Here is a 14,229-nt window from a genome sequence, read left to right on the forward strand (position 1 = left end):
AAAATGGATATATCAGTTGTAGTTCCGGTCTATGGATGCCGGGCAGCACTGCATGAATTGCATAGACGTCTGGTGGAATCAGTAAGCACCATCACCGATGATTTTGAAATTATTCTGGTAAATGATGCCTGCCCGCAGAATTCATGGGAAGTAATCGAAGAAATCTGTAAGGAGGACAGCCGCGTAAAAGGGATTGAATTATCCCGGAATTTTGGACAGATTATGGCAATTACTGCAGGACTGGATGCCTCAAAGGGAGACTGGGTAGTGGTGATGGACTGTGATTTACAGGACCGACCGGAAGAAATCCCGAATCTTTATCGCAAGGCTCAGGAAGGTTATGATGTGGTCTTTGCCAGACGAGCACATAGAAAAGATTCTTTCTTAAAGGTATTGGTATCTAAAATATTCTATAAGATTTATTCCTTTGCATCGGATGGACACTATGATCCGGCAATCTGTAATTTCAGTATCAGCAAACGTGTGGTAATCGATAATTATTGTAAAATGCGGGAAATGCACCGTGCCTTTGTTATCTATGTAAAATGGCTTGGCTTTAAACAGACAGCCATTGATGTAGAGCATGATCAGCGTTTTGAGGGAAAATCTTCTTATAACATGAAGAAGCGTTTTAAGATGGCGGGAGAGATTTTAACTTCCCAGTCAGATAAACTTTTGAAATTCACCATGGGCTTTGGATTCCTGATGTCCATCATTTCAGCAATGATAATTATCGGACTGATTATCTATTATTTTACCGGTCATGTGGCAGCAGGCTGGACTAGTATCGTAGCAACCAACTGTCTCATCGGAGGAATTATTATTATGGTAGTCGGTCTGGTAGGCATTTATGTAGGAAATATCTTTATGCAGTCAAAACAAAGACCATTATATGTGGTGCGCCAGATGCTGAATGAGGAGAAGGAAGATGCAGATTCAAGTCGATAGGAAGAAATGGTTAAAAAATGCAGCAGTATTGTTTGCAGAACTGGTTCTGATTCTTGCAGGGCTGGTTCTGGTGGGAACAGTTGGAGCAAGAGGTTTTGACAATCTGAATGTATATACCACCATCTTCCCACAGTATCAGGATATGGATGAAGTGTTAGCAGGGGCTAACGACCTGATTCCATCGGAGGATGGAAATGGTTATGTGACAGGGAAAGATACTTATTTTGTAATTCCGGTGGATTCGGATAAGTTAATTGATCTTGAGATGAGTCGTATTGAGGGCGAGGGAATCTTAGGAGAAATCTGGCAGTCGGAAAACGAGACCTTTGCAGAAGAATCGTCTCCGTATACTTTTGAACTGGGGCACAACCCGGTTCAGGTAAAGAAAACAACAAAGTATATCCGGGTTAAGATTTCTTCACAACCCGGAGTTCATTATAATCTGTCAAGGATATCTTATCGAAATCCATTTTCTGTTTTTGCAAGAATAAATAAAAGTTCAATTATAACAACAGCCTTTGCATTATGGGGGTTATGTATTCTTTTACAAGTTATGCAATTAGTATTCAAAAATTGCAAAAAGGGTCGCAATTTTTTGCATATAGTATTATACACTGGTTTTGTTGGAATAACTATAGCATATGTATTTCATGATTTTATCTGGGGAGAGAAATTGTTCTTATATATGGATATAGGTTCGGATACGATACAACAATATTATCCATATTATATGAACTGTGTAAGAAGAATATCGGAAGGTTCATTTTCTATCTGGAACTGGGATTATGGATTAGGAACCAGTTTAATCAATAATATTTCTCAGACATTGGATCCTTTTGGTTTATTTGTAATTTTAGGTGGAGTTGTTTTCGGAATAGGAAAAGTAAAACGACTTTTAGTAGTTGCACAGATATTGAAAATTATTCTCTCGGCATTGTTGTGCCGGTACTTCTTAAAACTCTTTCATGTAAGTGAGAGGGCTGCTTGTATTGGTGGATATTTATATGCATTTAATGGATATTTGATGCTTTGGGGACAGCATTATCTCCTGGGAACAATCTGCATTTATCTTTTGTTAATATTGATTTTTTTAGAGAAGCTGATACAGGAATTCAAAGTAAGGTATGTTATGGGACTGGGTATTTCTGTTGCAGCATCAATAATTTACAGTTATTACAATACTTATATGGCGTTGCTGTTTGTTGGCATTTATTGTGTCTTGCGCCTTTTAAACCCAAACTTGAATTGGCCTTTAAAAGAGCGTATAAAACGTGCATTTACAATTTTGGGAAGTATTATTTGTGGGGTACTGGCAGGGGCAGTATCATTACTTCCGGCAGCATCATATCTTACATCCAGTTCATCAAGATTAGATTCAGATATGTCGGCGTTGACAAAATTCTTTCATGGATTATTCTCCGTATACTCTATAGAACAGAATTCAGAAATAGCGGGGCGGATGATATCAAATAATCTATATTACATCAATGACATAAATGCTAGTAGTGGCTGGGGAAATTATTATGAAATGCCTAATATATGCATTACAATTTTTATTTATTTTTTCCTTGGGCAGTTATTAGTACAGAGTATAAAAAAATGTAAGAGTTATAAGAATGCATTATACGGTATTCTTATAACTTTTGTTGGAATTCTACTGGTGTTTAATCCGGGAATGGCAATTGCATTTAATGGATTTGCTTATGCACAGGCAAGGTATACATTCGTACTTATGCCGGTTGCAGCATTACTTGTAGCAGTAGAATGGGATAGACTGACAAGAAAAAAGGAATTTAGTTTTATTGGTCTTGGTCTAGGACTGATAAGCAGTTTGTATATTGCTATAAAAGCGTATAACAAGGCATCATTAGAGGTAAGGAGTTATGATGCAGAAATCATAATGCTGCAAATATGTTTTGCACTTCTTTTGCTGGTAATGTTTCTTTGGAAAAATAAGCAGGGGCGTAAGATTGTAGAAAGCTTACTAATAGTGTGCGTGCTGCTTTCAACATGCACAGAAACCTATATGACAACTAGCCAGAGAGGTACTGCTTATACAACGACAGAGGCAATTGGCTATGATGGTAAAACAATGACGAATGATACTATAGAAGCAATCAGATATTTAAAAGAGAATGACAACACCTTTTTTAGAATGGACAAAACATATACATTTTTATCAACTTTTGGGGATTCTCAGGTAGCAGGTTATTCTGCTGTGACAGACTATAACAGTACGATTAATCGCAATCTGTCAGAATTTTATAATATGTTATATACAGGAGCCATTGTGTTGGATGCACAACGCTTCTTCATATACTCTGATGAGTCTGAAGTATATCCAATGAGTTTGATTAATTTAAAATATGTATTGACAACAGAAGAAGTGGGATATCCATGGGGAAAATTGATTAGGAAAATTGGCAGTGTTTATATTTACAGAAATAAGTATGCTGATTCTGCGGCATCCTTTTACACCAATACAATTTCTCAGAGTGAATGTGCTGCAATGGATGAGACAGACCGGCGTATGCTGTTAAAAGATACCTTGATTGTGCCGGATGAGCAGGCTGCTTTACATGAAACAGAACGTGGAGAAGTAAAGCTTGGAGATTTTGTGGCAGATGGAAAATATTTTACCGGAACTATTTCGAATGAAAAGGAAGGCTTTCTGCTTCTTACAATTCCAGACCAGGATGGATGGGAAGTTTATGTTGATGGTAAGAAAACGGAGACTATCAATGGAGATTATGGTTTCATGGCAGTAAAACTTACTGCTGGCAATCATGATATTAAAGCAGTTTATCATATTCCATATATGAAACAGGGAGCGGTAATGAGCGTATTTGGTGTATTGCTGCTGGTAGGATATTGCTTATGGTTATATCGTAGAGATAGAAAGAAAAAACAGGGGTAAGGTAAATGAAGGAAAAGTTAAAGAAGATACCACCAAAATATATCGTGGCAGGGGTAATCCTCATTGTTATGTTATTGCTATTGATAAAACATCGCAGTATTTTCTATAATTCAAGGCAGGACAATTACAATGACATGAGTGGTGAAGAGGAAAATATTGCAGCAGAGAATGCTGTGATTTCTCAGTATTTTACTGTTTCCGGTAACATGCAGAATATTGCGCTTCTTATGACGAATGATTCAGGAGAAGACGTTACGATTCAGGCGATGCTTAGGGATGCAGAGACGGATGAGGTATTAAGTGCAGTAAAATGTAATGTGCCAAAGTCTACTGGAACAGAAGAAGTAGTAAGCATGGAACTGACCTTAGATGGGGTAGAGGGAACACGTAGTGTTTATCTGACGTTAGAAGAGGAGACCAAGGCATCGGAGGTATATTATTGTGCCTTGGCCGGAGATTATGAACAGACACTTCTTGTTAATGAAGAGGCAACGGCTGCAAGACTTCGTATGTCGGTAGTCTATGGTGGTGGACTCAATAAGACATTTTTCATTCTGTTTGCGCTGGGAATGGCAGTGGTAATCGGAATCTTTGTAATGCCGGTAAAATGGGCAAAGCCGGAAAATATGGTACTGATACTGGTTTTTGTGATGGGACTTAGCATGGCAGTAATCAATCCGGCATTTCAGGAATGTGACGGACCTTCCCATTTCTACCGGAGTATGGACGTGTCCTATGGAAATATACTTGGTTCCTTTGCTAATCTCACACATGAAGATGGTGTGATTTATGTGCCGGAAAATGTACAGGAAATTGCTTATCGTAAGCTGACACCAAATGGCAGTGAAGGAACAGGGTATCTGGAGTATTTACAGACACATAAGTTTTCTAAAAATAAGATAAAGATGACTTATTATGACAGTGTAACTTCAGTAGTGTACTGGCCACAGGGACTTGGAATCTTCCTTGGAAGGACGTTCAATTTCAGTATTTATGGTGTAATATTGATGGGACGTATCTTCAATTTGCTGGCATATATGGGTTTGGCATATGCGGCGGTACGGTTAATGCCGTTTTATAAGAATCTTATGGCAATGTTTGCAGTGATGCCTTTAAGCATTTATCAGGCATCCTCTCTTTCCCAGGATGCAGTATTAAATGGTGTGGGCTTCTTATTTGTAGCACTGTGCTGTTACTATGCTTTTGATGAAAAAGTGAAGCTGAACTGGAAGAAGACACTGGTGCTTGGACTGTTATTATTGACTATGTTCTTAAGTAAATATGTCTATGCGTGTCTTGGCCTTTTGGTATTTATGATACCGAAAGATAAGTTTAACAGCAGAAAAGATTACTGGAAATCCTTTATAATCGCATTACTTCCGTTCGTCATCTTAGGCGGCTATGTCATGTTCCGGGTATCCTCCGGAATCAGCGGGTTACAGGCCGGTGCTGGTGGCGGTGCAGACACCATGACACAGATGCAGTATCTGAAAGCATATCCAATTGCTGCGATAAAGGTAATTATTTCAACATTAATAGTAAACCTGAATGACTATTTACAGCAGTTGAATATGCTTGGAAGCATGAATTATCCATTAACTTTGCTTGCGGTAATAGGACCTTGCTTCCTTTTAGGTGTTGGTCTATTAGACGGTCAGGAAGTAAGAGGACGGATTAAGATACGACACCGGATTATTATGCTGCTTGCTTTTATAATCACTTTTGCAGCAATTATGATGGGACTTTATATCGGGGATGGCATTGCCAATCCGGTAGGTTCTTCTGTCATCAATGGTATTCAGGGAAGATATTTTATTCTGATGCTGATATTACCGTTTCTGGCGCTGGGAAGTGACCATGTGAAACAGGACATCAGACATTTTACGGTAAAATGTTCCGGAATCATGGGCATCATGCTTTTATATGCAGTATTTATGCTGGTGAACACCTGTTACTAAAGGAAGATAGAATAAAGAAAAGCTAGAATAAAGAAAAGTTGGAACAAAGAAAAACAAAGGAAGACTTAAGGAAAAGGGAGAAAACATACGATGGGATGGAACTTTGGAACTACAATTTTTTATGGAATAGCAGTGATTTCACTTTTAAGTGGTGCATTCTTTAGCTATAAGTCAGAGCGGAAGCAGGCAGGAATGACATGGATTGCATTGTTGTTGATTCTGATGAACTGTTATCACACATTCTGGGCAGCAATCCTGAATGTAATTCATATTCCGGTTAATATTATTTCAATGGGAATCATTGACTTGCTTACCGGCGGATTGCTCTGGTTCTTTATCGTAAAGAAAAAGAAATGGCAGAGGTATGAATTTGCCATAGCAGATGCAGCATTTCTTGTAACCGCAGTGGCAATTATTGCAGTATTTGCCAAGGTAAGATATGGCGGAATGGCATTAAATATCAATTTCCTGACCATTGACCCGGCAAACCATTTCCGGGCAGCGATGGATTTAGTAGAGACCGGAACCGTAACCAGTATGTTTTATGAGACGGTGTTAAATGGACTGCTTTTTGAATTCTTAGCTCCATTTGCACCGGTGGATTATTTCTATCGATTCTTCGTCTTAAGTGAACTGATTCAGCTATTGATGTCGGCATTTATCTTCTATGGAATTGCAAGAAGGTTAAGCAAAGACCGGTTTGGCAGAGTGGCAGCTTATGTCCTGTCCTTTATCTATATGATAGGCTATCCGATGTGTTCTATGCTCTATGGCTTTGTTTACCTTGGCATGGGCGTAACGGTTATCGGAATGATTATTATTTTGACAGACGTTTATTTAAAGGATGATATGCCAAAATGGCAGAATATTGTATGTCTGATGTTAGGCTGTCTGGCTATCTTTGAATGTTATGTGATGTTTATGCCGGTTACCTTCTTTGCTTTGATTACCTGCATTTTTGTAAAACAGTTTAAAGTAAAGAAACTGGTATCCAAAGATACCGTGGCAATCTGTCTGACGGTATTCCTGTTCCCATGCATCGTAGGCTTTTATTATACGTATGCAGGTATCTTTACCAATGGCGTGACGGTATCTTCTGCACTGGTAAATGAGGGAGCCTGCTACCGGGATTTGTTTTCAAACTTTGTACTGTTTATTCCATTGATGCTCTTTGGATTCTATGGGATGTGTAGGAAGAAGGAGAATAATCTGGTATTGTTTTTAGCACCGTATACGCTACTGTTTGCTTTATATCTTTTCATGAAGACAGTAAATGGACAAGCATCTACCTATTATTTTTACAAGATTCATTTCCTGTTGTGGCTGATTGCGTTGGTATTGGTCTATTATGCAGTTGTCTATGCAGAAAAGCAGACAAAGGTACTGATAACCGGAAGCTTTGTGATGTGGGCATTTTTAACAGGAATGTACCTTGGCAAGATAGAGGAGAAAATTGCAATCCATAATGATTTGATGATTTCTACTTATAAGGCAGAGGATTTTAATGATATTTTGCGTTATAATTATGTGTCATTTGGCATGCCGGGCTATTCTAAGGAAAAGGAAGAACTTTATCACTGGGTATATAATGAATTAATCAGCAAGGGTGAAGAAATTGTGCCGATGGCAGGATACTGGGAAGATGATTTATGGTATCAGGCAATTTCAGACCAGCGGTATTATGGCTGGGGACAGAGTGACCCGGATCATACAGATTATTTCAATCACCTGAATGCATCTGATGCCAGCTATATTCTGGTATTAAAAGACAGCCAGATTTATGCGGATGAACAGGCTTATTTTGATTCATTAGAGAGAATATATGATACCGGGATAGGTTTTGTGGCAAGAAAGGAATTGTATGAGTAAAAAAGTAAATGTATTACTGTCTGCTTATAATGGAGAAAAGTATATTAAGGCACAGATTGACAGTATTTTAAATCAGTCCTATACCAATGTGGAACTTTATGTCAGGGATGACGGCTCTAAAGATGGAACCCTTGCAATTGTAAGGGAATATGAAGAAAAAGGACTGCTTCATTTGGAAGCAGGAGAGAATGTGGGCTTCGTAAAAAGCTTTGAATGGCTCATTGCAAATGGCGGCGAAGCAGATTATTATGCTTTCAGTGACCAGGATGATGTCTGGTTTGAAGACAAGATTAAGATGGCAGTGGAAAAATTAGAACATGCAAGGGAAGATGTGCCGGTATTGTATTTTTCCAATTATGATTTCTATGACGGAGATTTAAATTTCATGGCGCACCGGGATGGGAAGACGCCGAATATTTCTTTTGTGAATTCATTGGTGGATTGTGTGTCTCTTGGCTTTAACAGTGTATTTAACCGCAAAGCAAAGGACATGGTAACAGAGCAGATGCCGGAGAAATCTACCGGACATGACTGGTGGATGTATATGGTCTGTGCTGGAATGGGCGAAGTAATCTATGATGAGCGTCCGACGGTAAAATACCGCAGACACAATAATAATGTCAGTGATGGTGGGGACAGCTTTATTAAGTTTCAGATCTGGCGTTTTAAACGTTTTTTCCTGAATCATTATTTCCATCATATTCATGAGCAGATTAAGGAATATGGCAAGCTTTATAAGGACAGGATGACACCGGAGAATCAGAAAATCTTAGACCTTTTTACCAAAGACGGCTTTCATCCGCTGATTGCACTGCGCAAGGTTTTTTATCCGAAAAAGTTAAGACAGAAGGTAGTAGATGAGATATTTGTACGTCTGGTATTCCTCATCGGCAGACTGTAAGTTGCAAATTTTAAGAAAACATAGTAAACTGTATAAGTTAACAAGAAGGAGCAACGATGAAATTTACTGTTTTAATTGTAACTTATCATCCAGACTGGACGAAATTGTTAGTAACTCTGGATTCTGTCATGGCACAGACCTTTAAGGATTATGAAATCGTAGTCTCAGATGATGGTTCAGAAGAAAACTGTTTTGATAAGATAGAAGCATATTTTGCAGCACATCAGTTTGCAGATTATACCCTTGTTCCTCATGAGAAGAATCAGGGAACGGTAAAAAATCTCATAGATGGTCTGGCAAAAGCAAAAGGAAAATATGTCCGGGATTTTGGCCCGGGAGATGCATTCTATAATGAACATACCCTGCAGCAGGTGTATGACTTTATGGAAGAGAACCGGTATGAGTCCTGCTTTGGTCTGATGCGGGGGTATTGCCGCAGGAAAGATGACGGTGTAGATTATGTGGAATTTCCGCATCCCTTTGATTTATCTCCGTATAAGAACTGGAATGAGGATAAGATTGTAAAGAATCTGGTGCTGTATCGGGACAATGCTTCCGGTGCATGTACCTGTTATACCGTAGACTATTATATGACTTATCTTAAGAAGATAGAGGGAACGGTCATTTATGCAGAAGATATTTTTCAGATGATGGCAGGCTTAGATGGCAGACCGATGCATTTCTTCCCGGATTATCTGGTATGGTATGAAGCCGATACCGGAGTATCCACTAAGAAGAAAAGCAGCTTCTCGGAGCTTCTTGCACAGGATGTAGACCGTTTCTATGCCATGATTCAGGAGCAGTACAGCGATAATCCATATGTGAAGAAGCAGAAAAAGGTATTGGGATTATATAAAATCAGAAACCTTTATCTTCGTACTTTGTTACGGCTGTTCCGCAATCCGGATGCCATCCGTTATCTTATAAGCCATATGCTGCAGGCACGAAAAGGCGCATACCGGCCATTACATCAGCAGAAGGGATTTTTAGATAATCCGGAATTCGGCAAAGAAAAAGCAGAGTAAGAAGAGAATTGAAACAGGAACTAAAATAAGAGCGAAAATAGAAAGTAACATAGAAAAGAAACGAGAAAAGCAGAACACAGGAATGTGGAAGAAGGAGAATGTCCATGGAAGTGATTAAGTACAGATTTCAGCAGCATGGGGATGAACGCGGTCAGCTGGTAGCATTGGAAGAGATGCGTGATATTCCATTTGAAATTAAGCGTGTTTACTATATGTATGATACCGTCGATGGTGTACGAAGAGGCTATCATGCACACCGGTGTTTAGAACAGATTCTGATTCCGATTCATGGAACCTGTAAGATTCATCTGGATAACGGCAGTGAGACGGCAGAGGTCTTATTGGACAAGCCATATGAAGGCTTATATATTGCAAATAATATGTGGCGGGAAATGTATGATTTCTCCGAGGATGCAGTGCTGATGGTACTGGCATCAGAATATTATGATGAAAATGATTATATCAGGGATTACGATAAATTCCTTGCATTTGTAAAAGAGGAAAATAAGGATAAGTAAAGGAGAATTGCCATGAAAATACCATTTGTGTCATTTGAGAAAATGCATGATGAAATTAAGGACGAACTTACCGGAAAATTTCAGCAGGTTTTAGCGAAAAACTGGTTTATCCAGGGAGAAGAATTAGCAAAGTTTGAAGAAGAGTATGCCGCATATTGTGGCGTGAAATACTGTGTCGGTGTAGGCAACGGACTGGATGCACTGTTCCTTCCACTGAAAGCATATGGAATCGGGACAGGCGATGAAGTCATTGTTCCATCCAATACCTTTATTGCAACTGCACTGGCAGTTTCTTATACAGGTGCAACTCCGGTATTTGTAGAGCCGACTTTAGAGTCCTTTGACATTGACCCGGCAAGAATCGAAGAGAAGATTACCGATAAGACCAAAGCAATTATGGCAGTACATCTTTATGGACAGCCGGCACCAATGGATGAAATCATGGAGATTGCAAAACGTCACAATCTGAAAGTAATTGAAGATTCTGCACAGGCACATGGTGCACTCTATAAGGGAAAACATGTGGGAAGTCTTGGAGACGGAGCCGGATTCAGCTTTTATCCGGGCAAGAACTTAGGCGCATTAGGAGATGCAGGAGCTTTTGTAACCAATGATAAAGAGCTGGCAGATAAAGTACGTGCCCTTGGCAACTACGGTTCTGATTATAAATATCATCATATCTATCAGGGAAATAACTCCAGACTGGATGAGATGCAGGCAGCTTTCTTAAGAATTAAATTAAAGAACTTAGACCGCTGGAATGCAAACCGTATTGAGACAGCAGAGAAATATCTTGCCGGAATTAAGAATCCGGAAATCGCTCTGCCAACTATAATGCCGGATACGAAGCATGTATTCCACATCTTTGCAATCCGCTGTGCACGCAGGGATGAATTAGAGAAGTTCTTAAATGAAAAGGGAATTGGAACCAATAAACATTATCCGATTCCAATGCATCTGCAGGGCGCATATGAAAGCCTTGGCATCAAAAAGGGAGAGCTTCCACTGGCAGAAGAGATTTCTGCAACAGAGCTTAGCATTCCGATGTACTATGGAATGACAGAGGAAGAAACCGGATATGTCATTGATGCAATCAATGCATTCAAATAGAAGAGGAGAGACTATGTTTCGATTTGAAAAATATGAGGACAGTTTAGAGGAACAGTGGGATAAATTTATCACAGAAAAATCCATAAACGGAACCTTTTTACAGAGCCGCCGGTTCTTCAATTATCATCCGGCAGGCAGATTTAAAGATGTATCTTTGGTAGTATATAATGAGAAAAATAATATCGCAGCCCTGATTCCTGCATGTGAATTGGAGCAGGATGGAAAAAAGGTTTTTTTCTCCCACAAAGGAACTACCTTTGGCGGTATCATTATCGACAAGAAGCATCACAATGCCAAACATGTAGTGGTATTAGTAGAAGAATTAAAGGATTATCTTAAGGAGCAGGGCTATGATGAGGCTTACCTTAAGATGACTTCCGATATTTTTTCAGAAGTAGAAAGTGATTTATTCCAGTATGCATTCCAGCATGCAGGCTATACGGAGCATAAGGAACTGAGCACTTATGTAAACTATGCTACCTATAAAGAGGCAATTCTATCTAACTTTGCACAGGGAAAACGTACCAATGTACACAACTGTGAGAAGGAAGGCCTGGAATGCAGACCGCTGACGACAGATGATGAGATTAAAGAATTCTATGATATTCTCTGTGAGAACCTTTCCAAGTATGATACCAAACCGGTACATACTTTAGCAGAGCTTTTAGATTTCAAGAATGACCGTTTTCCGAAGGAATGTGGCTTCTTTGGCATCTTCAAAGAGGATGAAATGTTAGCTGGCTCCATGATGTTTTATTTCGATAAAGTAGGCTGTGCCCATACACAGTATCTTGCTGCAAGACAGGCGTTTAATAAATTAAGCCCGATGACCTTTATGTATTATTCCATGATTGTGGAAATGAAGAATCGTGGCTATAAACGGATTTCCTGGGGAACAGCAACCGAAGATTTGGGTAATTATCTGAATATGGGACTGATTACCAGTAAAGAAGACTTCGGAAGTTCCTATTGTAATAACCTGACCTACTCAATTACATTGTAGGCACTGGAGGATAGTATGAAAGTAAGCGTCCTTGTGACTTTTTATAATCAGGAAGATTATGTGGATGAGGCATTGCAGAGTGTCTTTGACCAGAAATGTGATTTTGATTTTGAGGTGCTGATTGGTGACGATGGTTCTACCGATGGCACCATGGCAAAATTACAGAAATGGAAGCAGAAATATCCGGATAGAATGGAAATTTATGTGATGGACCGGGAACCTGGTGTGAAATACAACAGCAGCCAGCGGGCATCAAGAAACCGTCTGAATCTTTTGCAGTATGTAAAGGGAGAGTATTTTGCTTATCTCGATGGGGATGATTTCTATATCGATGACCATAAACTGCAGAAGCAGGTAGAGATTATGGATCAGCCGGAAAATGCAAAATATGCAGTCTGTGCCCACAATGTCTATGCCTATGATGAGAAGACGAAAGAAAATACACCATTTTTAAACTGCAATCATACGATGAAATTAAAGGGAAAAACCTATTGGGGACGTTTCTATTTCCATCCGGATTCTATTCTGATGCGAAGTGCCTATATCAAGGATATTCCGATGGATGTGGTAGCAGATTATTTTAATGATAATACCATTACGTTCTGTTTTATCAAGCATGGGGATGTATATTATATGCCGGATATTATGGCGAGCTATCGTCAGACCGGAGACGGCATCTGGACGGGAAATTCCCGGTTTATCAACTATCTTAGAAATTTGATGGACTATGACTTGGAGCAGAAGATTGCACCGGAATTTATCCGCTACAGTCTCGTACGTCACCGGGCAGATATGAGTTTCATGCATAAATGTAAGGAACAGCCAGCCGGAGAAAAGGTGGCTTTCTATGAGGAAAAGATAAAAAAAGACGGACTTACAGTATCCGAGGCGTGGTTAGAATATTGCAAGACCGGAAAGATGTCTGATAAAAAGGCATTAAAATTATACCGGAAGGCAATGCTTTGGTATTTTGTATGCCATGTAAAATGGCTGTTCATTGACAGTTTATTATTACACAATTAGGATATCTGGAATGGATGGAATCAAAGATGAGTGAGAAGAAAAAATTTGGCTTTGTGGTATTGCATTATTGCACTCTTGATATGACGAAGAAGTGTATTGCGGCAATTCAGGAGAAAATGGCACAGGCCGATTATGAAATTGTGGTAGTAGATAATGCATCCGGCAACGGAACCGGCAAAGATTTAGCAGAGTGCTATAAAGATACAGAGCATGTAAGTGTTCTTTTGAGTAAGGAAAATCTCGGCTTTGCCAAAGGCAACAATCTTGGTTATGTATATGCAAGAGAAGAGCTGCACTGTGATTTTATCTGTGTGATGAATAATGATGTGATTTTATTGCAGGATAACTTTGCACAGCTGGTGGAGGCAGCCTATGAAGCCCATCAGTTTGCAGTAATGGGACCGCATATTGAATTAAAGGATGGCAGGGAAAATGCCATGTATTATGAAATTGCATCCATTGAGGGTTTGAAAAAAGAACGCCATGTATATGAGACGAGATTAAAACACATTACCTCTTCCATTTATCCGCTTTGGAATCTTTGGGACAGAGCAAAGCTGCTGCTTCGCATCTTCCTTGGAAAGATTCATGTCATGCCGGAATTAAAGAAACATGAAGACTGCACAGAAGGCTCCTTGGAATATCAGGATGAGCTGGTACTGCATGGCTGCTGTCTGATTTTCTCGCCGATTTATCTTACAAAATATAAAGATGCATTCGTACCGGATACCTTTATGTTCCGGGAAGAGGAACTTTTATATTTAAGATGTAAAGAAGCGGGAATACCGATGGTATACTGTCCGGAGGTAAGAATTCTTCATCTTGAGGATATCTCTACGGATTATATTTATAAGACCGAGCGCAAAAAAGAAATCTTTAATCTGGAGAATCAGATTAAATCGCTTGGAATTCTCTTGGAACATTTAGAGGCAATGCAGAAGTAACAGCGAGGACATA

At 39.3% G+C, this 14,229-nt stretch carries 11 protein-coding genes; all 11 read left to right on the forward strand.

Going from position 1 to position 14,229, the window contains the following annotated elements; genetic code table 11:
* Positions 1-3 precede the first annotated feature (3 nt).
* Positions 4-948: a glycosyltransferase family 2 protein gene (locus DWX96_RS01885; RefSeq protein ID WP_118056473.1), complete on the forward strand. Its 945-nt coding sequence runs from the start codon at positions 4-6 to the stop codon at positions 946-948.
* Positions 929-3,865, forward strand: coding sequence for a YfhO family protein (locus tag DWX96_RS01890; RefSeq protein ID WP_158561795.1), 2,937 nt, complete (start codon positions 929-931; stop codon positions 3,863-3,865). Before DWX96_RS01885 ends, DWX96_RS01890 begins: the two co-directional genes overlap by 20 nt.
* A gap of 5 nt (positions 3,866-3,870) precedes the next feature.
* A complete protein-coding gene (locus tag DWX96_RS01895) occupies positions 3,871-5,823 on the forward strand; it encodes a DUF2142 domain-containing protein (protein ID WP_118056471.1) in 1,953 nt (650 codons plus the stop codon).
* A 90-nt stretch (positions 5,824-5,913) separates the two neighbouring features.
* Entirely contained in the window at positions 5,914-7,692 is a 1,779-nt protein-coding gene (locus DWX96_RS01900) for a hypothetical protein (protein WP_118056470.1), read from the forward strand.
* Complete coding sequence (locus DWX96_RS01905) at positions 7,685-8,593, forward strand: glycosyltransferase family 2 protein (RefSeq protein WP_118056469.1); 909 nt, start codon at positions 7,685-7,687, stop codon at positions 8,591-8,593. The genes DWX96_RS01900 and DWX96_RS01905 overlap by 8 nt, the downstream gene beginning before the upstream one ends.
* A gap of 56 nt (positions 8,594-8,649) precedes the next feature.
* Positions 8,650-9,618 carry a glycosyltransferase family 2 protein gene (locus DWX96_RS01910; RefSeq protein WP_118056468.1) on the forward strand — a complete coding sequence of 323 codons (969 nt, stop codon included), beginning with the start codon at positions 8,650-8,652 and terminating at the stop codon, positions 9,616-9,618.
* A gap of 104 nt (positions 9,619-9,722) precedes the next feature.
* Entirely contained in the window at positions 9,723-10,136 is a 414-nt protein-coding gene (locus tag DWX96_RS01915) for a sugar 3,4-ketoisomerase (RefSeq protein ID WP_022244453.1), read from the forward strand.
* A gap of 12 nt (positions 10,137-10,148) precedes the next feature.
* The gene (locus tag DWX96_RS01920) at positions 10,149-11,246 is read left to right on the forward strand and encodes a DegT/DnrJ/EryC1/StrS family aminotransferase (protein ID WP_118056467.1); all 1,098 of its coding nucleotides are present in this window, start codon (positions 10,149-10,151) and stop codon (positions 11,244-11,246) included.
* Positions 11,247-11,259: 13 nt separating this feature from the next.
* Positions 11,260-12,249, forward strand: coding sequence for a GNAT family N-acetyltransferase (locus tag DWX96_RS01925; RefSeq protein ID WP_117840488.1), 990 nt, complete (start codon positions 11,260-11,262; stop codon positions 12,247-12,249).
* 15 nt (positions 12,250-12,264) lie between these two features.
* The gene (locus DWX96_RS01930; RefSeq protein ID WP_117840490.1) at positions 12,265-13,272 is read left to right on the forward strand and encodes a glycosyltransferase family 2 protein; all 1,008 of its coding nucleotides are present in this window, start codon (positions 12,265-12,267) and stop codon (positions 13,270-13,272) included.
* Positions 13,273-13,298: 26 nt separating this feature from the next.
* Complete coding sequence (locus DWX96_RS01935; protein ID WP_158561794.1) at positions 13,299-14,216, forward strand: glycosyltransferase family 2 protein; 918 nt, start codon at positions 13,299-13,301, stop codon at positions 14,214-14,216.
* Positions 14,217-14,229: the final 13 nt, after the last annotated feature.

The organism is Roseburia sp. AF22-2LB, assembly GCF_003461125.1.
GTDB lineage: Bacteria > Bacillota > Clostridia > Lachnospirales > Lachnospiraceae > Roseburia_C > Roseburia_C amylophila.

Coding starts and splice junctions, on each gene's coding strand:
- DWX96_RS01890 (WP_158561795.1), top strand. CDS start 929: ATGCAGATTCAAGTCGATAGGAAGAAATGGTTAAAAAATGCAGCAGTA.
- DWX96_RS01885 (WP_118056473.1), top strand. CDS start 4: ATGGATATATCAGTTGTAGTTCCGGTCTATGGATGCCGGGCAGCACTG.
- DWX96_RS01925 (WP_117840488.1), top strand. CDS start 11,260: ATGTTTCGATTTGAAAAATATGAGGACAGTTTAGAGGAACAGTGGGAT.
- DWX96_RS01915 (WP_022244453.1), top strand. CDS start 9,723: ATGGAAGTGATTAAGTACAGATTTCAGCAGCATGGGGATGAACGCGGT.
- DWX96_RS01935 (WP_158561794.1), top strand. CDS start 13,299: ATGAGTGAGAAGAAAAAATTTGGCTTTGTGGTATTGCATTATTGCACT.
- DWX96_RS01895 (WP_118056471.1), top strand. CDS start 3,871: ATGAAGGAAAAGTTAAAGAAGATACCACCAAAATATATCGTGGCAGGG.
- DWX96_RS01905 (WP_118056469.1), top strand. CDS start 7,685: ATGAGTAAAAAAGTAAATGTATTACTGTCTGCTTATAATGGAGAAAAG.
- DWX96_RS01930 (WP_117840490.1), top strand. CDS start 12,265: ATGAAAGTAAGCGTCCTTGTGACTTTTTATAATCAGGAAGATTATGTG.
- DWX96_RS01920 (WP_118056467.1), top strand. CDS start 10,149: ATGAAAATACCATTTGTGTCATTTGAGAAAATGCATGATGAAATTAAG.
- DWX96_RS01900 (WP_118056470.1), top strand. CDS start 5,914: ATGGGATGGAACTTTGGAACTACAATTTTTTATGGAATAGCAGTGATT.
- DWX96_RS01910 (WP_118056468.1), top strand. CDS start 8,650: ATGAAATTTACTGTTTTAATTGTAACTTATCATCCAGACTGGACGAAA.